We start from the raw sequence: 22,964 nt of genomic DNA on the forward strand, positions 1-22,964 counted from the left end.
CCCGGTCAGACGCGACGGGACGGGCGCGCGGCGACGTCGGCGATCGCCGCGGTCAGGGCGTCGAGCGAACGCTGCGGGCTCCAGGCCGCAGCAACCGACGGGGCCTCGGCGCTCAGCGCCGCGAGCCGATCGGGGTCGGTCAGCAGCGCGCGGATCGCCTCGCCCAGCGCCTCGACGTCGCCGCTCGGGACCAGGACGCCACCGCCCTGTTCCAGCACGTCACGGATGCCGTAGCGGGCGTCGTATGACACGACAGGGGTCCCATGCAGGAGTGCCTCGACGATCGACAACGGCTGGCCCTCGAAGGCGGTGGCCGTGACGATCATCGACGCCCGATCGAGCACGGTGCCGGGCGAATCGGTGTAACCCGCGAGCAGCACGCGGTCCCCCGCGCCGAGCTCCTCGATCAGCGCGCGCAGCCGATCCTCTTCGGGCCCGCCGCCCCAGATCTCCATCCGGGTTCCGGCGACGTCCGCGGCGAGGAACGCCCGGATCGCCTGATCGATGCGCTTGCCTGGCGCGAGACGACCGAGCACGACGACGAGCCCGTCTTCGCGGAGGTCGTCCCGATGCTCCACCGGGGCGATCGGGTTCGGCACCACGACATGAGAAGCCGCGGAGCCGAAACGCGCCACGACATCGTCGCGCTGGGTGGTGGTCGGCCAGATGACGGCGTCGAAACGGTCGGTCAGCCGGAACCAGCGCGTCCAGAGCGTGTTCATCGGAGCATCCGGGGTGTACGGCGCCTCCACGTGCATGGTGTGGATCGGGTGGACGATGCGCACACGCGGATCGGACCAGTCGGCGATGAGCTCGCCGAGCTGCCGGGATTCGCAGATCACGACGATGAGACGATCACCGAACGCGTCCGCGACGTGCTCGAGCCAGGCCCGGTAGAGCCCGCGGAACCCGTGCAGCGCCCCGACCACCTCGCCTGCGGCGTCGTGGACGAGAACGGGTTCCTCGGTCAGATGCCAGTCCGGATTGCCGGGGATGATCGGTAGCGCGGCGAACGGCCGGCCGTCGACATCCGTCAGCACGCGGTACTCGACGTCGGGGTCGGCGGTCACCGCGGGGTCGGCGGCAGCGCGCAGCCAATCGGCCGCTCCCCCACCGGAATCCGTGGCCTCGTCGAACAGGTTGCGCATGCGTGAGGGGTCGACGAGCGCCCCCTGCTCCGCGAACGTCCGACGTTGCGCGGCATGATCGGCAGCCGTTCCCGGGTCGAACGTGAGCAGCTGCGGACCCGCCCCCTCCGCGACCCCGGCCTCGGCGAGCTGCCGGGCACGTGTGAGCGTCGCGATCGTGTAGCCGCCGTCCATGCCCGGGATCAACCGACTGGACAGCACCACGTACTCGGCGTCGGGAAGCACCGGCGCCGCACCGGGGAGCATGGCGCTCCCTACTCCCACTCGATCGTTCCCGGCGGCTTCGACGTGACATCGAGCACGACGCGGTTGACGTCGCGCACGCCGTTCGTGATGCGGTTCGAGATCTTCGACAGCACGTCATACGGCAGACGCGTCCAGTCGGCGGTCATGGCGTCTTCGCTCGACACCGGGCGCAGCACGATCGGGTGGCCGTAGGTGCGGCCGTCGCCCTGCACACCCACCGAGCGCACGTCGGCGAGCAGCACGACGGGGCACTGCCAGATCTCCTGGTCGAGGCCGGCCTTGGTCAGCTCCTCGCGGGCGATGGCGTCGGCCTCACGCAGAATCTCGAGACGGTCAGCGGTGACCTCACCGATGATCCGGATACCGAGGCCGGGCCCCGGAAACGGCTGGCGTCCGACGATCGCCTCGGGGATGCCGAGCTCGCGACCGATCGCGCGGACCTCGTCCTTGAACAGGGCGCGCAGCGGCTCGATCAGCTCGAAGTCGAGGTCGTCGGGAAGGCCGCCCACGTTGTGGTGCGACTTGATGTTCGCCGTGCCCGCACCACCGCCGGACTCGACGACGTCGGGGTAGAGCGTGCCCTGCACGAGGAACTTCACGGGAGCGCCGCCCGAAGCCTTGGCCTCGGCGACCAGGTCGAGCTGCACCTTCTCGAACGCACGGATGAACTCGCGTCCGATGATCTTGCGCTTCTCTTCCGGGTCGGTCACCCCCTGGAGGTGGCCGAGGAAGGTCTCTGCCGCGTCGACCGTGATCAGACGCACGCCGGTGGACTCGACGTAATCCTTCTCGACCTGCTCGCGCTCGCCCTTGCGGAGGAGGCCGTGATCGACGAAGACCGCGGTGAGCTGGTCGCCGATGGCCTTGTGCACCAGTGCCGTGGAGACGGCGGAGTCGACACCGCCGGAGAGCGCGGAGATGACCCGAGCGTCGCCCACCTGCTCGCGGATGCGCTCGATCTGCTCGGCGATCACGTTGCCGCTGTTCCAGTCGGACGCGAGGCCCGCGCCCTTGTGCAGGAAGTTCTCGAGCACGCGCTGACCGTGGTCCGAGTGCTTGACCTCGGGGTGCCACTGCACGCCGTAGAAGCCGCGCTCCTCGTTCGCGAACGCCGCGACCTTGGTCGCATCCGTCGTCGCGAGCACGTCGAAGCCCTCGGGGGCCTTGGCGACCTGGTCGCCGTGGCTCATCCAGACGTTCTGCTCGGCCGGCTGACCGCCGAGCAGCGTCCCGCCGTCGCCGGTGATCACGGCATCCGTGGCGCCGTACTCGCGCAGACCGGTGTTCGCGACCTCGCCGCCCAGCGTCTGGGCCATGTACTGGAAGCCGTAGCAGATGCCGAGGGTCGGCACCCCGAGGTCGAAGACCGCCGGGTCCAGCTTCGGCGCTCCCTCCTCGTACACCGACGAGGGGCCTCCGGAGAGGATGATCGCGACCGGGTTCTTGGCGGCGATCTCCTCAGCCGTGGCGGTGTGCGGCACGATCTCGCTGTACACACCCGCCTCGCGGACGCGGCGGGCGATCAGCTGCGCGTACTGCGCGCCGAAGTCGACGACGAGCGCAGGACGCTGCTGGGTCTCGGACTGTTCGGTCAACGGACACCTTCCGGGGCGGGGGCGGAGGCCTCGGCGGCCTCTCTGGTGGCGAGATAGGTCTTGACTTCACGGGCGACGACGGCCTCCATGAAGAACGACAGCAGCGGCACGACGCCGCCGAGCGCGAGCAGGATGAAGCGCGGGAACCGCCAGCGCATCAGGCTCCACATGCGGAAGCACGCGAAGAGGTAGACGACGTAGAACCAACCGTGCGCCACGAGGATGAACAGCGACAGGTTGAATCCGTCGCCCAGCGAGGTCATCTCGCAGGAGTTGGTCATCGGGGCGAACAGCGACCACCACTGGCAGTCGGGCCCGGCGAGCACGCCGGCGAACCAGAGCGGTCCTCCGGAGCCTCCCATGAAGAGCTCGAGGTGGATCGGCGTGTACTTGAGCACCATCTCGGTCAGCAGCAGGAGCAGCATGACTCCTGTGATGATCGACGCGATCTGGTAGAACTTCAGCGCACCGCGGATCGCCGGAAAGCTGGCGACTTTCGGTTCGGGCATGCGTCCAGTCTAGCCGCCGGGAAATCGTGTCGAATCCGGGCACCATCGTGCGGAGAGAGCGCTGCGCATCGGTCAGGAATCGAGAAGCACGCGGGAAGACGCGCTCGTAGCGTCGTCGACATGAACACCACGATCGATTCCCTCACCCTCGACGTCCCCGACGTGGACGCCGCCCGCTCGTTCTACGCGCACGCGTTCGACCTCGGCGATCGCCTGCGATTCCGCACCGCGGATGCCGACACCACCGGCTTCCGCGGCTACACCCTGTCGCTCGTCGTCTCCCAGCCTGCGAATGTGCGTGCACTCGTGGATGCCGCGGTCACCGCCGGCGCCACGGTGATCAAGCCCGTGTCGAGGTCGCTGTGGGGCGTCGGCGGCACGATCCAGGCCCCGGACGGCGCTATATGGAAGGTCGCGACCTCGGCGAAGAAGGACACCGCTCCCCCGAGCCGGACGGTCGACGAGATCATCCTCCTGCTCGGAGCGGACGACGTCGTCGCATCGAAGACCTTCTACACGGAGCGCGGCATCCCGGTCGGCAAGAGCTTCGGCCGCAGCTATGTGCAGTTCGACACCGGAGCCGGCCCGATCGGCCTCGGCCTGTACCGGCACGCATCCCTCGCGAAGGACGCGGGCGTGCCCGCCGAAGGATCCGGCTCGCATCGGATCACGGTCAACGGCGTGCTCGGCGCTGCGGTCGACCCCGACGGATTCGTGTGGGCTCCCGTCGCAGTCGACGCCTGAAACCCGCACGACAGACGACGAAGGCCGCCGGGAGAGTCCCGACGGCCTTCGCCTGTGTCATCCCCTACCCGATCAGAACCACCGGGTCAGCAACTCCCAGAGCCAGTCGAGGATCGCACCGATGATGCCGCCGGCACGGTTGACGGTGACCGTGGCGGTCGCCGCGTCTCCATCGGCCTGCGACGCCGCCACGGTGTACTTGCCCGACGGGGCGCTCTTCGGCACGGTGACCGAGGTGCTGAACGTACCGTCGGCGCCGACCTGGACGGTGCCGACCTGCACCGGCTTGCCCTTCTTCGGGCGCAGCTCGATCGACACGGTCTCGCCGGGCACGTAGCCCTCACCGGTGACCTTGAGGCTCTTGCCCGCGGTCACCTTGGACGAGCCGAGGGCGATCGTGCCGGCGAACTCGGCTTCTCCCTCGATCGTGAACGGCACCTGCACCGTGGTTCCGGTACCGGCGACGTTCACGGTGAGCACCTGCTCGCCGAAGACACCGGACGGAACCGTGAAGGTCAGGCTGGCGCGCCCGCCCTCGTCGGTGGTGTCGACGACCGCCGGGTCGACCGCACCGGCCGCGAGCTGCGTGTCGCCGAGCGACAGCGACACCTCACCCGGAGCCGGCTCGCCCGCGCTGAAGGCCAGCGAGGAGAGCGACACGGTCACCTGGTCTCCGGCGCTGTAGCCGTCGGCATCCGCGGGGCTGACCGCCACGCCGACCGCGCGCTGGGCGTAGTCGGGGCTCGCGGTCTTGTTCGCGTCGAACCAGTCGACCATGGACTGCAGGTCGACCTTGCCGGTGTCGCGCTTGCCCGTGCCCTCCTTGAAGGTGAAGAAGTTGTCTCCACCGGCCGCGAGGAACGAGTTGGCGGCGACCGTGTAGTTCTTCGCCGGATCGAGCGGGGCACCGTCGAGGGTGATCGAGGTGATCCGCGAACCCTGCGCTGCGGCGGGATCGTAGGTGTAGACCAATCCCTTCGAGACTCCGAGCTTCAGGAACGGACGAGCCGAACCTGCCGGCTGCCACTGCTCCTCGAGCACGCCCTTCAGCTGCGCCCCCGTGAGCGTCAGCGTCACGAGCGTGTTGGCGAACGGCTGGACCGTCGCCGCTTCACGGTAGGTGACGTTGCCGTCGGGGTCGGACGCGCCGGCCGACGCGTACGTGAGGTTCGCCCGGATGCCGCCCGGGTTCATGATCGCCACATCAGCGCCCGTGGACCACTTCTGCACATCGGCGACGAAGTTTCCGATGGTGGACTCGCCACCGCGGTTCTCGGATCCGTTCGTCTGACGCGCGCGGTTGAAGTCGGCCGTGATGTCGCCGACCTTGATCGCACCCAGCACATCGGCCTCGGCCTTCGCCTTGGCCACGATGTCCGCGACCTCGGGGACGGCCGGGTAGAGCGGCTTGCCCCCAGCGGTGAGGGGCTTGATCTCGTTGGTGATCGAGATCAGGTCCTTCGTCTTCGGGTCGACCTTGATGTTCATCAGGCCCAGGTTCTCGCCATACTGCCCCGCGGAGACGACCGGGCGGCCGTCGATCACGTGGTTGTAGGCGAGGTGGGTGTGCGCCGACACGATGGCGTCCACGTCGTCATCGACCCCGTAGACGATCTCGCCGAGGGGCGAGTCCGGCGTGATGCTGGAGAGCTCGACGCTGGACGCGCCTTCGTGCACGAGCAGGATGACGACATCCGCCTCGCCGTTGGACTCATCGCCGTCGCGCAGGTCGTCGGCCACCGCGTTCACGGAATCGACGATGCTGCGGACCTCGAGGTCCTTGATGCCCTCGGGCGAGACGAGCGAATCGAGGTCTTCGGTGACCGCACCGACGAAGCCGACCCGCACGCCGTCGAGCTCCTTCACCCAGGCCGGTGCGAGCGCGGGCTCGCCGGTCTCGGTGACGAACACGTTCGAGGAGATGTACTCCCAGTCCGCGCGCTCCTGCACGCGATCACGCAGGTCTTCCCAGCCCTGATCGAACTCGTGGTTGCCCGCCGCACTGACGTCGAGGCCGGCCGCGTTGAGCGCGTCGATCGTGGGGTTGTCGTCGTTGATGAACGAGGTGAACGTCGACGCGCCGATCAGGTCGCCGGCACCGGCGAAGATCGTGTTCGGGTTCGCCTCACGGAACTGCTTGACCGCACCGGCCAGGACCGCCGCACCCGCCGCAGCGCCGTCGGCCTCGATCCGACCGTGGAAGTCGTTGACCGTGACGACGTCGATGCTCACCGGCGGGATCTCCGAGGAGACGCCGACGATGATGGGGTCGTGGTCGCTGGAGCGGTAGGGCGTTCCCTGCTCGGTGGCGCCGAACGCGTAGCCGCGGTCGCTCCATTCCGGGGAGTTGATGCCCCACACGCCCGCACCGGTGATCGACGAGGCGAGCGACGGCGACGCGATCACGTGGTCGAGCGAGCCGAGCTCGCCGTCGAACGAGTACGTGTACTGGCCGGAGGCCTTGTCGGCGACCAGGTCGCTCCACCCGTTCGAGGTGAACACGTCGATCGGATCTTCCTTGCCGTAGGCGTTGAAGTCGCCGATCAGCAGCATGTCGCCGCTGCCGGTCGTCTGCTCGAGCTGGTCGGTGAAGGCGAGGATGGCGTTCGCCTGCTTCACGCGGTCGGCGTTGAAGAAGCCCTGTCCGTCGGCCGGCTCCGCTCCTGCTCCCTCGGGCGGCGACTTCGACTTCAGGTGGTTCGCGACGACGGTGACGACGCGGCCGTCGATGTCGAACGCCTGCGCGATCGGCTCGCGGGCGTTGCCCCACACGGTCTCGTCGGTGACGGTGACGCTGTCTCCGACCCGCTTGACCGCATCCTTCTTGTAGATGATCGCGTTGGTGATGAAGTCGGTCGTCGCCGCGTTGTTCAAGGCGGCGGGAGTGGGCACGTAGCCCCACACGTCGCTGCCGGCGTCGGCGTTGAGGCCGGCGACGAGGTCCTTGAGGGCGGTGTCGATGGGCTTGCCCAGCTTGACCGAGTTCTCGATCTCCATGAGCGAGACGATCTCGGCGTCGAGCCCGTTGATCGCCGCGACGATCTTGGACTTCTGGATCGCGAACTGCGCCGCGTTCGCCGCACCTCGGGCGTTGGAGTTCTCGCTCTTCAACGTCGTGAAGTAGTTGTAGACGTTGAAGGACGCGACCTGGACGTCGCCGCCCACGGACGGCGCGCTGTCGGTGCGCGGGTTCGTCGCCTCGAAGCCGACCTTGAGGTCGGCCGACGAGGAGTCGTCGATCGGCACGACCGGCTGCAGGCGCCAATCGTTGAAGCCCCACTGCAGCACGTAGCCGTTGTCGCCGAAGTCGACGGTGTCGCCGTTGCGGACCACCGTGTCCTTCGTGAAGTAGGGCTGCTCGCCGGGGTGGCCGCTGTTGGACACCTGGATCGACCAGCCGTCGTCCAGCAGGATGCGGTTCGCCCGGTTCGCCGCGGCGATCGCGGCAGCCTCGGCACCGGGACGCGTGGTTTCGGTGCTCTTCACGGCGAGTGCGTCACCGGCATTCAGCCAGAGCGTGCCGAAGTTGAAGAGCTGGTGGCTGGAGGCGAGACGGTAGGTCCCCTCCGGAGCCACGTACATGTTCTCGAACTGCTCGCGGTCGGCTCCCTGCACCGCGGCGGGCAGCGGTGTGACGGCGGGAACACCGACGCCTGCCGTGACGACGGAGACGTCGGCGGCCGCGGCCGGGTTGATCTGCGTCTGTCCGAAGTACTCGCTCACAGAGCCCGTCACCGAGACGAGGTCGCCGATCGCGAGGGTCGGGTTCAGCGCGTTCAGGAAGACGAAGACGCCATCCGAGGCACCGGGCGTCGCGTCGGTCGCGCCGCCGGAGCCCTGGGTCTGGATGACGATGCCCTTGTAGCCGCCGGTGCGGTAGTCGGCAGTGACCACGCCCTCGACCTGCACGGTCTGCCCGTTCAGCGGCGAGACGTCGGTCGTGCCCTGGACCTCGGCGATGGTGGCCGTGGTCGGATCCGTGCCCGGACCGGTGCCAGGGTCGGTGTCGCCGGAGTTCTGCGGGGTGATCGTGGGCGAGAGCGTGAAGTCGGCGCTGTTGACGTCGGTGTCGACGCCGCCTGTGCGGTTGAGCGACTTGACGTCGGTGTTGCCGGAGGGCGCGGTGGCCGCCGTGCCCTCGAAGGTGTTCGAGGTGCCGTAGCCCAGCAGGTCGACGACGCCGTCGACGCCGACGGCCGAGCCCGGCGTGAGGCTCACAGCCGCGGTGCCCTCGACGAGCGCGAGTGTACCGTTGGTCCCGCTCGGGGTCAGGGTGCTGACGGCATCCGGTGCGGGCAGCTCGGCACCGTTCGCGCCGTTGCTGTTGCCCTGCACCAGGTAGTAGCCGCCGGCGGGGATGACGCCGGTGAGCGGAGCCACGCCGTTGAACGCGGCCGTCCCGTTCGCCGAGCGGTACTGCAGCGACATGCCGTCGAGGGTGATCGGAGCCGAGGTGGGGTTGTACAGCTCGACGAACTTGTTCTTGAACGCCGCTCCCGCGCTGCCGCCGGAGAGATACGCCTCGTTGATCACCACCCCTGTGCCCGAGGTGTCGGCGGTGGCGGGAACGGCGGCCAGCGAGCCGAGGCTCAGCGCGGCGACACAGGTCACGGCGAGAGCGCCGATGCGCCCTCGACTTCTACGGTGCGAGACGGGAGCCATGCGGTTCCCCTCGTCTGGAGCGGACATCATCGGTGCGGTCTCCTCGGTCGGGTTCGACACTTCTCAGGACTGTCACGGCACACAGGGGAAACTCCCAGCGTGCTCACATGGTTGCGAGCATACGGAGCGGTCCGGACATCCTCAACGGAGTTTTCCGATTCGTCATCGAGCGATCACCGGATGGCCGGAACGACCCCTGACGAAGGTCACTACCCACACACGATGGCGCACAATTGCGCACATGAACGCGCGCGGATGCGCGTGAGATCAGGCGGTGGTGCCGCCCTGCGCCTCGTCCTCGAACTCCTCGACCTCGCGCTCCCAGGCATCCTTCGCGAGGCGATACCAGAGATAGAACGCGAAGCCGGCGAAGATGGCCCACTCGACCGCGTAGAAGACGTTGACCCAGTTGACGGGAGACATCTCATCGGGTGCCGGCGAGGAGATGTCGACCAATCCTGCCGTCGCCGTGGTCGAGGCGAGGTAGGGACGGTAGACGTCGAGCTCCTCGACATCGTGCCAACGGCTGAGGAGCGCGGCCGGCGACATGCGATCCAGCCGCTGCGGATCGGAGTGCGGCGGCACACGGGGACCCTCGTCCGAGATGATGCGTCCGGTGACGTCGACCTCGGAGCCGTCGGCGCCGGCTTCCAGTTCTTCCACGGCCGCGTCAGCCGTCTGCTGATCGGGAGCCCAGCCGATCGCGACGGCGATGGAGGTGCGCTCGGCGACCCGCAGCTGACCGGTGACCCAGTAGCCCTCGACATCGTCGTTGAAGCGGCTCGACACCACGATGAAGTCCCCGGGAACCCAGGTGCCGGTGGTCTCGACCCGCTGACCCACGAGCGGCTCGGGCAGATAGGCGCCCGGCTCGAGGACGTCGGTGAGCTGCTGGACCTGCTCGGTGGCACCGGGAGCGGGCGGATCGGTCTCGATCGCGCGCTCCAGCTGCCACTGTCCGAGCCAGGCGAAGATCCCGGCGACGAGGAGGCAGAGCAGGAGCATCCCGATCCAGCGTCCCCGCAGCATGACCTCGCGGAGAGTCGGGGGAAACAGAGCAGGAGTGGTCACGGTGGAGCGCAGGACCCTCAGGCCTCGTACGGTGCGAGCACGACCTCGACCCGCTGGAACTCCTTGAGGTCGGAGTATCCGGTGGTCGCCATCGACTTGCGCAGCGCACCGATGAGGTTCGCGGTGCCGTCTGCCACGGGCGCCGGGCCGTAGAGGATCTCTTCGAGCGTGCCGATGCCGCCGACCTCGACACGGTGGCCGCGCGGCAGCTTGGGGTGATGCGCCTCGGGCCCCCAGTGGAAACCGTGGCCGGGTGCGTCGGTGGCACGGGCGAGCGCGACGCCGAGCATGACCGCGTCGGCGCCCATCGCGAGAGCCTTGACGATGTCGCCGGACGTGCCCACGCCGCCGTCGGCGATCACGTGCACGTAGCGTCCGCCGGACTCGTCGAGGTAGTCACGGCGAGCGGCGGCGACGTCGGAGACGGCCGTCGCCATCGGCGCGTGGATGCCGAGGGTGGCGCGCGTGGTCGACGCCGCTCCCCCGCCGAAGCCGACGAGCACACCGGCGGCGCCCGTGCGCATCAGGTGGAGGGCCGCGGTGTAGGTCGCGGCACCGCCGACGATGACGGGCACGTCGAGGTCGTAGATGAACTTCTTGAGGTTGAGGGGCTCTGCGACACTCGACACGTGCTCGGCCGACACCGTGGTGCCGCGGATCACGAAGAGGTCGACGCCGGCGGCGGCGACGGTGTCGTAGTACTCCTGAGTGCGCTGCGGGGTGAGGGACCCTGCGACCGTGACGCCCGCTTCGCGGACCTCGGCGAGGCGACGGGTGATGAGCTCGGGCTTGATCGGCTCGGAGTACAGCTCCTGCATCCGCACCGTGGCCCCGGCATCGTCGAGACCCGCGATCTCCGCGAGCAGCGGCTCGGGGTTCTCGTAACGCGTCCACAGGCCCTCGAGGTCGAGGACCCCGAGTCCGCCGAGCTGACCGAGCATGATCGCGGTCTGCGGGCTCACGACCGAGTCCATCGGCGCGCCGAGCACCGGGATCTCGAAGCCGAAGGCGTCGATCGTCCAGGCGGTGGACACGTCCTCCGGGTTGCGCGTGCGCCGCGAGGGCACCACCGCGATGTCATCGAACGTGTACGCGCGGCGTGCACGCTTTCCTCGGCCGAGCTCGATCTCCATGGTCACCCCACCAGCCTACCCGGCGGCCGGACGGGCCCGTGCTGGAAGACTGGCTCCGAGATCGGGAGGACGACATGAGGACCGAGACCGTGGACGTCGTTGTGGTGGGCGGCGGCGTGATGGGGCTGGCGACGGCGTGGGAGCTGGTGCGACGAGGACGTCGTCCCGTCGTGGTCGACCGCTTCGCACGCGGCCATCATGAGGGCGCTTCGCACGGGGCGACCCGCAACTTCAACAACGCGTACGACGAGGATCACTACCTCGATCTGCTCGTGCGCGCCCGCGCCGGGTGGGATGCACTGGGCGACGTCGACGGCGAGCCGCTCCTGCGCCTGCACGGACTCGTCACCCATGGCCACCCCGACCTCGCCGCGGTGCACGCGGGGCTCGACGCCCGCGGCATCCCGAGCGCGGTACTCTCCCCCGCCGAGACGAGCGCCCGGTGGCCGGGGATGCGCTTCGACGGCGACGTGCTGTGGTCCTCCGACGCCGGAATCGTGCGCGCGACGGAAACACTCCGCGAGCTGGAACGGCGGATCGTCGCCGGGGGCGCAGAGGTGCGCTGGAACATGCCGGTCGCGCACATCGACGAGCACCGGGACGGCGCCGCGGTCGATCTCGCCGACGGCAGCCGGCTGCGTGCGGAGATCGTCATCGTGACCGCCAGCGCGTGGACGCAGAAGCTCCTCGCCCGCTTCGGCCTGCCGCGACTCGCCGTCACCGAAGAGACGCCGGCGCATTTCCGGCCGCTGACCGACGCGACCTGGCCCTCGTTCAATCACTACGTCGATCCCGCGGCATACCCTGCCACCGTCTACGGCATGCCGACGCCCGGCGAAGGCGTGAAGGTGGGTTTCCACCGCGTGGGAGATGCGGTCGACCCGGACGCCCGACCCACCTGCCCACGCATCAACGCGCGCTGGCGGACTACGTGCGCGAGTGGATGCCGGGGCTCGACGCCGCGTCCGCCGTGCCGATCAGCTGCACGTACACCTCGACCGACGACGGGACGTTCGTGCTGGATCGCCGGGGCCGGATCGTGGTGGGCGCCGGATTCTCCGGTCATGGCTTCAAGTTCGCCCCGGGCGTCGGCGGGATCCTCGCCGACCTCACGATAGATCCCACCGCGCGCGCCGCTGCGCCCTTCCGGCTGCCCTGATCCGCGCCGAAAGTCAGCGTGTGCGCGCCACCCGCTTCTCGTCCCACACGGGCTCGTCGGATTCGTACACGTCCCCGTCCGATCCGAACACCAGGAACCGGTCGAACGACCGCGCGAACCAGCGGTCGTGGGTGACGGCGAGCACGGTGCCCTCGAATCGTGCGAGCGCCTGTTCGAGCGCCTCGGCCGACTCCAGGTCGAGGTTGTCTGTCGGCTCGTCCAACAGCAGCAGCGTCGCCCCGGAGAGCTCCAGCAGCAGCACCTGGAACCGCGCCTGCTGTCCACCCGAGAGCGAATCGAACGTCTGCTGAGCCTGCCGCACGAGGCCGTACCGGTCGAGCGCCGAGCTCGCGGCATCACGCGGCATCCCGGCGCGTCGATCGTCGCCGCGGTGCAGGATCTCGAGCAGCGTGCGTCCGACGAACTCCGGATGCGCGTGCGTCTGCGCGAACAGGCCGGGTACCACGCGCGCACCGAGTGCGGCTGTGCCGGTGTGCTCCACCGCGCTCAGCTGCTCGCCGGTCGAGGTGACATGGCCGAGCGTCGCATCGGGATCGCTGCCGCCGCGCGCCAACAGCCGCAGGAAGTGCGACTTCCCCGATCCGTTCGAGCCCAGCACGGCGACCCGGTCGCCGTACCAGACCTCGGCATCGAATGGACGCATGAGCCCGGTCAGCTCCAGCCGCTGCGCGACCACCGCCCGCTTGCCCGTGCGCGCGCCGCGCAGTCGCATGTCGAACTCCTGCGCGGGCGGCCGCTCCTCGGGCGGGCCGGCTTCCTCGAACTTGCGCAGACGGGTCTGCGCCGCCTGATACCGCGACGCGAAACCGTCGTTCGCCGAGGCTTTCACCTTGAGGTTCGCCACCAGGGTGCGCAGCTTCTCGTGCTGCTCGTCCCAGCGCCGGCGCAGCTCGTCGAGCCGGTCCATCCGGTCGGTCCTCGCCTGCTGGTAGGTGCCGAAGCCGCCACCGTGCACCCAGGCCGTCGCGCCGGCTCCCCCGGGTTCGAGGGTGATGAGCCGATCGGCCGCACGAGCGAGCAGCTCGCGGTCGTGCGACACCAGCAGCACGGTCTTGGGCGTCTGACGCAGTTGTTCCTCGAGCCAGCGCTTGGTGGGCACGTCGAGGTAGTTGTCCGGCTCGTCGAGCAGCAGCACCTCGTCGGGCCCCCGCAGCAGCGCCTCGAGCGCGAGCCGCTTCTGCTCACCCCCGGAGAGCGTGGTGAGCTCGCGATACCGCGCCCGCTCGTACGGCACCCCGAGGGCAGCGATCGTGCACTGGTCCCAGACGGTCTCGTGCTCGTAGCCTCCGGCATCCGCATACTCGGCGATCGCCGACGCGTAGGCCATCTGCGTGTCGTGCTCATCGCGTTCGATCAGCGCGTTCTCCGCCGCCTCGAGCCCTTCGGCCGCCGTGCGGATGCGTGCAGGAGCGACCCGCACCAGGAGCTGCTGGACGGTCTCGCCCGCCTCGCCGTGACCGACGAACTGGTCCATCACGCCGAGTCCGCCGTCGATCGTCACCACGCCGTCATCGGCCGTCTGATCGCCGCGGATGATGCGGAGCAGGGTGGTCTTGCCCGCGCCGTTCGGGCCGATCAGCGCGCTCGTCGAGCCGGCGCCGACGCGAAAACTCGCCTCGTCGAGAAGAGGTCTGCCGTCGGGGAGCGTCAAGGAGACGCTGGATACATCGATAGAGCCCACGGTGCGTGGCCGTCCTTCCGCCCGCGCATGCCGAGCCGACCAGGCTATCAGCAGGAGCGGGCATGCTCCACACCGCGGCCGGAGATGCTCCGAACGGTCAGACCAGAACGCTCGACGTCGGCACGGGCGCGGCGAAGAGATCGAGCACGGGGCAGTGCGCGTCGACGACGGTACGCAGGTTCTCGTACTCCTCCGGGGTGTTCGGGCCGGTGATGTCGACCGCCACCCGCACGTCGTGGAATCCTGCACGCCCCGACTCGTCGAGGCCGAACAGCTTGCGCACGTCGAGGTCACCCTCCGCAGTGATCTCGATCCCGTCGATCGTGAGCCCGAGAGCCTGGGCGTAGAGCCGGTACACGACCACCTGACACGAGACGAGCGCACCCAGCGCATACTCGACCGGGCTGGCCGCCACGTCGTCACCCGCGAGCGCGCCCGGCTCGTCGACGATGAAGCGGTGCTTGCCTGCGCGGATCTCGGTCGCCACGGAGCCGATGCCGCGCCCAGTGACCCGATACGTCAGCCGGGCATTGGCGTCGTCCGCTGCGATCCGGTCGTTCCACGCCGATCCGGCGTCGGTGAGGCGCTGCGCGCGCTCGGGCGGTGTGACATCGGCGACACCGGCGAGCTGGTCCTGGAGAAGAGTCATGGCCCGACGGTAGCGGCCATCCCGCGTGCGCTGCCGGCCATTCGTCATCCGGCTTCACACCGGGACACGCAGCGTCACGACGCCGAGAAGTTCTCCGCTCGGGTCAGCGTCGCAGCTGCTCGATGCGCTCGGACTCGCCCCACGCGCGGTCCGCCGTGAGAACGGGCATGTCGAGACGTTGCGCGAGTGCGAGACACAACCGATCTCCCAGTGAGAGCCCGCTCCCGCGCTCCCATGACTCCGCGGCGGCTTCGGCGTCGCGCTGAGACACGGGTTCCACCCGCACTCGATAGCTGAGCAGCAAACCGGAAGCGACCCCCAATCGGCACCGGCTGCGCGCACCTTCTGCGCGAGCTCCGACCAGTTCGCCGCTCCGATCACCGACTCATCGAGGACTTCCTCGACCCGATCGGCGCCCGGTTCTCCCTGCAGGAACGCGAGGAGCGCTGACGCATCGACCACCATCACGCAGCCGCGTCCTCGGAGTTCGCTGATCGGCGTCGCTCTGCAAGAAGGGACTCGAGAGCGTCCTTCCCTTCCAGCTGCGACCTCACCAGCGCCTTGGCTTGCTCCCGGGTGACGAGAATCACGCCTCCCGCCGTCTCGATCATGAGCAGGGGAACCCCCTGCTCCCAGTGCTGACGGGCACGGAGCTCGGCAGGGACCACCAGACGCCCACGGTCGCCCATCGGTGCAACGAATGTGGTACCCATGCCCCGAGAGTACCACCCCCAGCTCGATGAGGGACTCAGTCGGGCCGGCTCAGGCTCATCAGCACTTCGGTACGAGGCGCAGCCGGCAGGAAGAAGCGGAACTCCGTCCCGACACCCTCCTGACTCGTCACGTCCATCGTCCCCCCATGCGCCAGCACGATGGCCCGGGTGATCGTGAGGCCGAGCCCCACCCCCGGCACCGCGTTGCGCGTCGCGGTCGATGCACGGAAGAAGCGGGTGAAGAGCATCCCCTGCTCGTCCACCGGAATGCCCACTCCGGTGTCCGCGATCGAGAACTCCACGCCTCCGTCGAGCGTCCGCACCCGAGCGGTGACCGTACCGCCTCGCGGCGTGAACTTGATGGCGTTCGAGAGCAGATTGTCGATGGCCTGCCCGATGCGACCAGCGTCGACGAAGACGGGGATCGCATCCGTCCCGACTTCGGCCACGAGATCGATGCCCTCGCGCTGCGCATGCGGCCCGGCCGACGTCACGGCCGATCGCACCAACTCGGCGACGTCGGTCTCCTCGCGCTCGAGCGGGAACCGCCCCGACTCGACCTGCGCCGTGAAGAGCAGATCGCCCACGAGGGTGAGCAGACGCTGCGCGTTGCGCTCGATGATGCCGACGAACTCCTGCTGGTCATCGGTGAGCGGCTGCCCCGGATCGTTCTGGAGCAGATCGAGGAAGCCGATGATCGCGCTGAGAGGCGTGCGGAGCTCGTGCGAGATCATCCCCACGAACTCATCCTTCATGCGGGCGACCTCGACGGCCCTGGTCTCGTCGGTCAGCACGAAGAGGTAGCCCTGCTGTGCGCCGGCGCCGTCCTTGTGGGGGCTGACCGTCACGCGCGCCGGAACCGTGGTGCCCCCTGCCGTGACCACCTCGATGTCGCTGTCCACCGTCGACCCGGCATCGGCCTGCGCGAACAGCGCTTCGATCCCGGCGGCGAGCTCGGCATCCCGCGGAGGATTCCCCCGCACGACCTGCGCGTCCTGCGCGTTCTCCGCGGCGAGCATCGAGAGCACGGCGGTGGAGAAGAAGCGATCGATGCGCACGTCGCGGAGCGCCTCGTCGACCGGCAGCCCGAGAAGCCGCACCGCGCCGGGGTTCCACGCCGTCACGATGCCGCGCCGATCCGTGGCGATCACCGCCTGTGCCGTGATGGACGACCAGAGGCTCTCGAACGAGTCGAGCAGCTCACGGTACTGACGCTCCTTGTCGCGCAGCTGCACGATCATCGCGACGTTCTCCGACAGCGCCCTTGTGCGTTCGGCGACGAGCTCCTCCGCCTGCTCCACGCGCATGCGCTGCTGTCTCGAGAGCTGGTTGATGACCGCCGCCACCGCCGAGAACACGAGCGGTCCGACCACACCGCGCAGCCATTCGACCGAGGTCTCGGGCGGGTCGGTGAAGTATGGCATGAGCAGGGCGATCGAGGTCAGCCCGCCGACCACGAACACCCAGCGGATTCCGGGCGCCGCGGCCAGCCAGACCACGGGGAGGAGCACGAGCGAGGAGAAGAGCGAGGTGGCGCCACCGGTGCCGGTGCGGAAGAGGCCGAGCCCGGCGATATCGACGATGGGGATGAGGAGGACGGCCCACCCGTCGATCGTGCCGCGCGCGGTGAGCACGGCGGCGAACGCGGTCGCCGCGAGGACCACCGCGATTCCCGCCACGGCCGGTGCGACGTGCGTGATCGGCAGGTCGGGGACCCACCAGGTCAAGATCGCCGCGATGACGGTCGCGATGACCGTCGGTGCCTGCTTGAGCAGCGGGCTCGGGTTGTCGAAGACCTGATACCAGCGGTTCTCCGCCCGGTCGAGCGGAGTCGCCCTCATCGCCGCACCGTCCCCACGATGGCGTGCAGGTCGGAGCCGGTGATCGGCTTCGGCAGGGCGGCATCGGCCGGCGGATAGTCGGCGGCGTCGAGCACGGAGCTGATCACGAGGAAGCACTCGGGGAACCGCTCCTGGACCAGCCGCGCGCACTCCTGACCCGAGATGCCGGGAAGGATGAGGTCGAGCACCGCCAGCACGGGATCGATCTCGGGGAACGCCGCGATCGCCGACTCCGCGTCGCGGGCGATGAACACGTCGAAGCCCTCACGATCGAGGTATCGACGCAGCAGGGCGGCCTGGTCGGGAGCGTCCTCGACGACGAGGGCCAGCGGCCTCCCGGTCATCGAAGGAACAGCTCTCGCACGACGACGATGATGACGACGACGACCAGGGCGAGCAGGGCTTGAGGGATCAGTCGCCGCTCGCGTCGGGCGTCCGCGGCGATCTCCTCGACTTCGGCATCGTGCGACGGGGTTGCGGTCATGAGTCGACACGTCCGATCTTCTCGGTCTTGATCCAGGAGGCGTCGGCTCGACGCCATTCTTTGATGTAGGAGTCCACGGTGATCGCACACAGCAGCGACCCGTATCCGCAGATGTACAGCAGCAGACCGGCGAAGAACCGTCCACCGGGAAGAGGCTCCACCGCGCGCGCCAGCCAGATGCCGAGCATCGAGATCGGGCCCCACAGGTAGAAGATCACGGCCCAGACGAAGCGGGATTGATCCGTCAGCCCCAGCCCGACGGCGGTCAGGAGCGATTCGAATGCCCAGGGGAAGAGGGCGATCGCCATCAGGATCAGGGCACCGAGCCCCGGGAACATGATCGCCTCGCGCCAGGAATGTCTGCCGGTCCGCGGGTCGAGCTGCACGGAGTAGAGCATCGAGAAGAGGTAGATGCAGGCCGCGGAGATCCACATGAAGCGGAAGACGAACTCGGCGATGTCGCTGTGCAGGACGAGCAGTGCGAGCATCCCCGCAGCCGCGAGCAGCATGAAGGCGGGCAGCAGCAGGATCGTGAACCAGGCCAGCCCGAAACCGAAGCTGCCCAGGTTGTGTTCGCGGCTCGGGCGGAACCAGAGCTTGCGGTAGATCGAGGTCAGCTGCACGTTGCCCCGCGCCCAGCGCAACCGCTGCTTCCACAGGCTGTCGATCGTGCGCGGCTCCTCGGCCAGCACGACCGCGTGCGGCTCGAAGACCATCCGACGTCCCTTGAGCTGACCCTCGAAGGTCGTCATGGTGTCTTCGGCGAGCGTGCCCGTCGGGATGCGTCCCCCGATGGCCTCGAGGTTCGCCCGCGAATGCAGCTGCGCGCCACCGGCGAGGCAGGCGATCGCACCGCCCACGTTCTGCACCCGGCGGGCGGAGAGCTGGCCGATCACGTACTCGATCGCGATGAACCGGGTGAGGTAGTTGCGGTCGCGGCTGCCCTCAGCGATGTACGCCGTCACCGCGCCGACCTTCTCGTCGGCGAGGTGCCTGGTGAGCTTGCGCAGCGAGTCGCGCGCGAAGATCACGTCCGCATCCATGATGAGCACCGCTTCGGTCCACGAGTCGGCGAGGACCACATCGAGACCGTGGTTGAGCGTGTGCGCCTTGCCCTCGCCACCCTTCTCGCGCCGCAGGTGCACGACGCGACCCGGATGGGCCTGCGCCTTCGCGCCGACGATCGCCGGGGTGTCGTCCGTGGACGCATCGTCGACGACGAAGACCCGGAGGCGTTCGGCGGGATACTCCAGCTGCAGCAGTCGTTCGATGGCCGGACCGATCACCGCGCCTTCGTTCCAGGCCGGGATGATGACGGCGACGTGCGGGTGGTACGGCGCCGCCTTGCCGTAGTGATTGCGGAACGCGTGCAGCGGCAGCACGAGGAACTGCAGCCCGGTATTGATCACGGGCAGCGTTCCCACCAGCACGCAGAGCAGGAGGACGATGACCAGCACGGCCTCCAGCACCGAGAGATCCGTCATCACGACACCTCCATCGCGTCGAGCAACGCGATCACCCGGGAGTATCGGCCGACCTCCGAGGCGTCATGACTGTCGGTGGAGGCGACGATCTCGCCGCCGACGCGCCGCAGGGCGGTCAGTGCCGGGACGCCGGGGCACCCCCACTTCTCGTTGACCTCGACGAGGGTGTCGGTCTCGGCGGCGGCCCGGGCCCAGGCTTCCGTCCGCTCCGGGCCGAGATCGTCTTCAGACAGGCCGATCTTCGGCAGGATCGAGAAGCAGTGCGCGAGCTGGTTCCCCGGGTACCGGCGCATCGTAGCGACGAGCGCCTCGACGAGCTGATCGAGCACATCGTCGGTCGCCCAGCCGGCGGCGATCCGCTCCCGGACCGCCGAGGGCCCGAGAGGACCGGCCGCACCGGGGAACTGATGATCGGCGATGAGGATGCGGTCGATCCCGTCCGGGAGCGTCGGGATGTCCAGCGTTCCCGCGGCGTCGAGGATCTTCGCCTCCACTCCCGTGAGCACCGCGAGACCATCCGGCACCCGGAGGGCCCGCACCGCAGCGAGGTACTCCGGCACCCAGGTGGTGCCCTGTCGCACGTGATCGACCAGACGCAGAGTGGTGAGTCCCGCGGCCGCTGCCGCCTCGACGTTCTGGGCGAGCGTCGATACGGCATCGTCCGAGAACGTCGAGTGGACGTGGTGATCGCCGCGAAGCAGAGCGTGGCTCACAGCTCCTCCTGGTGCCCTGCATGGGCGGAGACCAGCACGTCTTCGATCTCGACGATCACGTCCTCCAGAAAGCGCACGGAAGCGACCTCACGGAACGGTACCTGCACCGGCAGCTCGCGCCCCAGGAACAGGTCGGCCACGAGCGACGGGATGTCGACGCCCGCGGCTATCGTCAGCGGCAGGGCCCCGGGAAAGCGCGGATTGACCTCGAGCAGCACGGCACGACCGGTGCGATCGCGCCGCAGCTGCACGTTTGCGACGCCGACCAGTCCGATCGCACGCGCGATCGATGCCGCCGTCTCCTCGAGCTCCGGGTCGCGGACGGTGCGCCCGGCGATCGCCACGCCGGAATCGACCCGGGCACGGGTGCGGGGCACGGCCGCGACGACGTTGCCGGCGGCATCCGCGATGACGTCGACCGAGTACTCCTCCCCCGGGAGGAAGTCCTGCACGATGAGTCCCTCGTCCGTCGGCAGCGCCTCGAGAGCCGCGCGATCGGGGACGAGCCGCACGCCACGGCTTCCCGCGCCTTGACGCGGTTTGGCGAAGACCGGGAACTCCCAGTCGACGGCCTCGGCGTCACGTCCGGCGAGAACCGTGCGCGGGGTGTGTCCGGTCGGCGCGCAGCGCTCGGCGAGCGCGAGCTTGTCGAGCGCGGTGTTCAGGGTGTCCGCCGACGGAGCGGCCAGGACAGCGGGGGCCAGCTCCTCTCGACGCTCGGCGAGCGCGATGAGCTCGACGTCGACGGTCGAGATCACCAGGTCGAGGCCGTCTTCCGCGGCCAGGCGGGCGATCGCCGGTACGAAGTCGGCGTCCCTTCCCGGCGGCACCAGACGCCGCTGCGCCGGTGGAACCAGGTAGATGCCGCTCGCCCAGCCGTCCATGTCGGCGGCGAACACGGTCAGATCGGATCGGCGCAGCAGCGACCGGATCACCGCCACTCCTGCCGGTCCCCCGGCACCGGTCACCAGCACCCGCTTGGTCATCAGCTCTCCCGTCGCGTGAGTTCGTGGGCGCCGATGAACTCGGCGGTCTCGCGGACCACTTCGAGAGGTTCGACCGCGGTGCCTCCGCCGAACCTCGACCAGTACCGGGCCGTTGCGGTGACGAACTCGGGCGCCAGGTAGTCGCGGCTCGCGGTCTGCGATCCGAAGCGCTCCAGCAGCCGCAGCTTCTCGTCGAGGTAGTGGTCGATGCGCACGAACCTCGTGGGACGGAAGTCGATCGTGGAGGACGGGCTCTGGTAGCAGGCAACGGTGCCCACGCGCCGCGTCGCGACGATGGTGGCCTCGCTCACGGCGCGGTGATCCTGATGGCGGTCGTGACTCGAATGCGTGTAGACGATCGTCGGCTGGATCTCCTGCACGATCTCTTCGATGATCCGCACCGTGGAGCCGCCTCCGGAGATCTCCGTGTCGACGAGGTCCTTCAGGAACAGACGGGCGCCCAACATGTCGGCCGCGGCCAGGGATTCGTTCTGACGGCTGTCGGCGTCGCCCCCTCTGGCCCCGCGGGAGAGCGTGAGGATGGTGATCTCATCGTGAGCCGCGGCGTGCGCCGAGAGCAGCCCGCCGACGCCGATCTCGACGTCGTCGGGGTGCGCACCGATCGCGAGCACCCGCTCGGGCTTGCGCGCCTCTTCACGGCGTCGCCGCCCCTCTTCGACGAGACGGGTGACCGCCTCCACGAGCTTGCCGTTGTCGAGCGGCTTGGTGAGGAACTCATCCGCCTGCGCCCGCAGAGCAGAGACGGCGTACTCCACCGAGACGTGGGCGGTCATCACCACGACCGGAACCGAGGGAACCGTCTTCCGCAACTCGGCGAGCAGTTCGAGCCCGTTGAGTCCCGGCATCTCGATGTCGGTGACGACGACGTCCGGACGCACTTCGGCGACGCGCTCCACAGCCGAACGGCCGTCTTCGGCGACGTCGACGATGCAGCCGGCTCGCCGCTCGAGCACGGTCTTCACGAGCAGGGCGACGTCCGGATCGTCATCGACGACGAGAACGCGAGGGGATTCCTCCATGTACAGCTCTCCTTGGGGAGGTTCCCTGACCGATGGGGGTCGGTCACGCGATCTCGATGCCCTTCAACACCGGGTCCGCAGGGAAAGTCGAGCGGGGTATGTCGATTCTGGCATACGGCACCGTCCTGGCGACGGCGCCTCTCCTACGCTCCGGCGCGGGCCGCGCGCTTCTCCTCCTGGAAGACCCGGATCGCCTCGTACCGCTCAGCGGATCGGGCCCGCCTCTTCGCCGCTTCGTCTTCGCGATTCTTCGGCGGCGCCGTGGTGACGAGCTCGCTCAGGAGCCGGCTGACGACCACGGCGATCTCACCGACGGCGCTGTCGAACGCCGGCTGGTTGGCTCTCGACGGGGTCGTGGTCCCGGCGATCTTGCGCACGAACTGCAGGGCGGCGTCGTGGCATTCCTCATCGGTCGCTGCGGGTTCGAGGTTGTTCAACGGGACGATGTTCCGACACATACCGGAACGCTACGCCGCCCCGCACGCAGACGGAAGAGGCCGACCGGAGGTCCACGGCGCGGAGGGGATGGTGCGGTCGTGGGGCGGTCGCTACGCTCGGGGGCAACCGGGACCGCCCGTGCGTTCCCTCCCGCCTCGTCGACAGGAAAGCACATGACCAACCCCCCGTTCCCCGAACCGCCAGCGCCCGACTCCTCGAACCCGGTGCCGCCGCCGGCAGCCGCCCCCACTCCGCCTCCGCCCGCCTCGGCACCGACCTGGGATACCGCTCCGGGCGCGGCACCCGCCTCCGGATACCCGGCTCCCGCAGCACCCGCGTATCCGCAGCCGGAACCGACCCCTCCTGGACGCGTGCTGTCCATCATCGGCCTCGTCCTCGCGTTCGTGGCTGCACCGATCGGCCTCATCCTGAGCATCGTCGCCGTCGTGAAGCTCGGCAAGGCGGGGCAGCCGAAGGGACTCGCGATCGCCGGCATCATCATCGGCGCGATCCTGACCATCGCCGGCATCATCGGGATCATCCTGTTCGCGACGGTCATCGCCGGCCTCATCGGCATGTGTGCCGAGCTGGGCACCGGCGTATGGGAGGTCGACGGCGTCACCTACCGGTGCGGCTGAGCCACCCCC

Annotated in this window: 20 protein-coding genes and 1 pseudogene; 3 read left to right on the plus strand and 18 right to left on the minus strand. The window is 69.1% G+C overall.

Translation table 11 applies throughout. The annotated features are described in order from the left end of the window. Nucleotides 1-5: 5 nt before the first annotated feature. From L687_RS26825 to L687_RS26835, 3 genes are read right to left on the minus strand one after another with little or no spacing between them, the layout of a single operon-like run. Nucleotides 6-1,394, minus strand: coding sequence for a glycosyltransferase (locus L687_RS26825; RefSeq protein ID WP_021198889.1), 1,389 nt, complete (start codon nt 1,392-1,394; stop codon nt 6-8). Between the two features lie 8 nt (nt 1,395-1,402). Next, nucleotides 1,403-2,989 (minus strand): glutamine-hydrolyzing GMP synthase, encoded by a 1,587-nt coding sequence (guaA, locus tag L687_RS26830; RefSeq protein WP_021198890.1) that lies wholly within the window; start codon nt 2,987-2,989, stop codon nt 1,403-1,405. Continuing rightward, a complete protein-coding gene (locus L687_RS26835) occupies nt 2,986-3,498 on the minus strand; it encodes a DUF3817 domain-containing protein (protein ID WP_021198891.1) in 513 nt (170 codons plus the stop codon). Before L687_RS26835 ends, guaA begins: the two co-directional genes overlap by 4 nt. Nucleotides 3,499-3,618: 120 nt before the next feature. Between L687_RS26835 and L687_RS26840 the strand changes: the two genes are divergently transcribed. Then, the gene (locus L687_RS26840; protein WP_021198892.1) at nt 3,619-4,242 is read left to right on the plus strand and encodes a hypothetical protein; all 624 of its coding nucleotides are present in this window, start codon (nt 3,619-3,621) and stop codon (nt 4,240-4,242) included. Between the two features lie 72 nt (nt 4,243-4,314). Here the strand turns inward: L687_RS26840 and L687_RS26845 are convergent, their stop codons facing one another. The 3 genes from L687_RS26845 to L687_RS26855 form a co-directional block, all read right to left on the minus strand. Continuing rightward, a complete protein-coding gene (locus tag L687_RS26845; RefSeq protein ID WP_235045216.1) occupies nt 4,315-8,904 on the minus strand; it encodes an ExeM/NucH family extracellular endonuclease in 4,590 nt (1,529 codons plus the stop codon). Nucleotides 8,905-9,171: 267 nt separating this feature from the next. Next, nucleotides 9,172-9,933: an SURF1 family protein gene (locus tag L687_RS26850; RefSeq protein ID WP_021198894.1), complete on the minus strand. Its 762-nt coding sequence runs from the start codon at nt 9,931-9,933 to the stop codon at nt 9,172-9,174. 59 nt (nt 9,934-9,992) lie between these two features. Beyond that, nucleotides 9,993-11,108: a GuaB3 family IMP dehydrogenase-related protein gene (locus L687_RS26855; protein ID WP_021198895.1), complete on the minus strand. Its 1,116-nt coding sequence runs from the start codon at nt 11,106-11,108 to the stop codon at nt 9,993-9,995. A 119-nt stretch (nt 11,109-11,227) separates the two neighbouring features. On the opposite strand from L687_RS26855, the pseudogene L687_RS41500 reads away from it, so the two are divergent. Further along, nucleotides 11,228-12,267 (plus strand): annotated as a pseudogene (locus L687_RS41500) (FAD-dependent oxidoreductase). 13 nt (nt 12,268-12,280) lie between these two features. Here L687_RS41500 and L687_RS26865 read toward each other — a convergent pair. The 12 genes from L687_RS26865 to L687_RS26915 form a co-directional block, all read right to left on the minus strand. Next, on the minus strand, nt 12,281-13,969 hold the full coding sequence (locus L687_RS26865) for an ABC-F family ATP-binding cassette domain-containing protein (protein WP_031206849.1): 1,689 nt from the start codon (nt 13,967-13,969) through the stop codon (nt 12,281-12,283). Between the two features lie 97 nt (nt 13,970-14,066). Further along, entirely contained in the window at nt 14,067-14,618 is a 552-nt protein-coding gene (locus tag L687_RS26870) for an OsmC family protein (RefSeq protein ID WP_021198897.1), read from the minus strand. 103 nt (nt 14,619-14,721) lie between these two features. Further along, nucleotides 14,722-14,898: a PIN domain-containing protein gene (locus tag L687_RS42985; protein ID WP_021198898.1), complete on the minus strand. Its 177-nt coding sequence runs from the start codon at nt 14,896-14,898 to the stop codon at nt 14,722-14,724. A gap of 184 nt (nt 14,899-15,082) precedes the next feature. Next, nucleotides 15,083-15,331, minus strand: coding sequence for an AbrB/MazE/SpoVT family DNA-binding domain-containing protein (locus tag L687_RS26880; protein ID WP_021198899.1), 249 nt, complete (start codon nt 15,329-15,331; stop codon nt 15,083-15,085). A 35-nt stretch (nt 15,332-15,366) separates the two neighbouring features. After that, on the minus strand, nt 15,367-17,172 hold the full coding sequence (locus tag L687_RS26885; protein WP_021198900.1) for an ATP-binding protein: 1,806 nt from the start codon (nt 17,170-17,172) through the stop codon (nt 15,367-15,369). Continuing rightward, a complete protein-coding gene (locus L687_RS26890; RefSeq protein WP_021198901.1) occupies nt 17,169-17,516 on the minus strand; it encodes a response regulator in 348 nt (115 codons plus the stop codon). Before L687_RS26890 ends, L687_RS26885 begins: the two co-directional genes overlap by 4 nt. Then, complete coding sequence (locus tag L687_RS42735; RefSeq protein ID WP_021198902.1) at nt 17,513-17,656, minus strand: hypothetical protein; 144 nt, start codon at nt 17,654-17,656, stop codon at nt 17,513-17,515. The genes L687_RS26890 and L687_RS42735 overlap by 4 nt, the downstream gene beginning before the upstream one ends. After that, nucleotides 17,653-19,140 carry a glycosyltransferase family 2 protein gene (locus tag L687_RS26895; protein WP_021198903.1) on the minus strand — a complete coding sequence of 496 codons (1,488 nt, stop codon included), beginning with the start codon at nt 19,138-19,140 and terminating at the stop codon, nt 17,653-17,655. Before L687_RS26895 ends, L687_RS42735 begins: the two co-directional genes overlap by 4 nt. After that, nucleotides 19,140-19,853, minus strand: coding sequence for a PHP domain-containing protein (locus L687_RS26900; RefSeq protein WP_021198904.1), 714 nt, complete (start codon nt 19,851-19,853; stop codon nt 19,140-19,142). The genes L687_RS26895 and L687_RS26900 overlap by 1 nt, the downstream gene beginning before the upstream one ends. Next, a complete protein-coding gene (locus L687_RS26905; RefSeq protein WP_021198905.1) occupies nt 19,850-20,839 on the minus strand; it encodes an ATP-grasp domain-containing protein in 990 nt (329 codons plus the stop codon). The genes L687_RS26900 and L687_RS26905 overlap by 4 nt, the downstream gene beginning before the upstream one ends. Beyond that, entirely contained in the window at nt 20,839-21,879 is a 1,041-nt protein-coding gene (locus tag L687_RS26910; protein ID WP_021198906.1) for a response regulator, read from the minus strand. Before L687_RS26910 ends, L687_RS26905 begins: the two co-directional genes overlap by 1 nt. A gap of 143 nt (nt 21,880-22,022) precedes the next feature. Further along, nucleotides 22,023-22,337, minus strand: a complete 315-nt coding sequence (locus L687_RS26915; protein ID WP_029258604.1) for a DUF2277 domain-containing protein — start codon at nt 22,335-22,337, stop codon at nt 22,023-22,025. A gap of 153 nt (nt 22,338-22,490) precedes the next feature. Between L687_RS26915 and L687_RS42390 the strand changes: the two genes are divergently transcribed. Continuing rightward, a complete protein-coding gene (locus tag L687_RS42390) occupies nt 22,491-22,955 on the plus strand; it encodes a DUF4190 domain-containing protein (protein ID WP_152525862.1) in 465 nt (154 codons plus the stop codon). Nucleotides 22,956-22,964: the final 9 nt, after the last annotated feature.

This window comes from Microbacterium maritypicum MF109 (assembly GCF_000455825.1).
GTDB lineage: Bacteria > Actinomycetota > Actinomycetes > Actinomycetales > Microbacteriaceae > Microbacterium > Microbacterium maritypicum_A.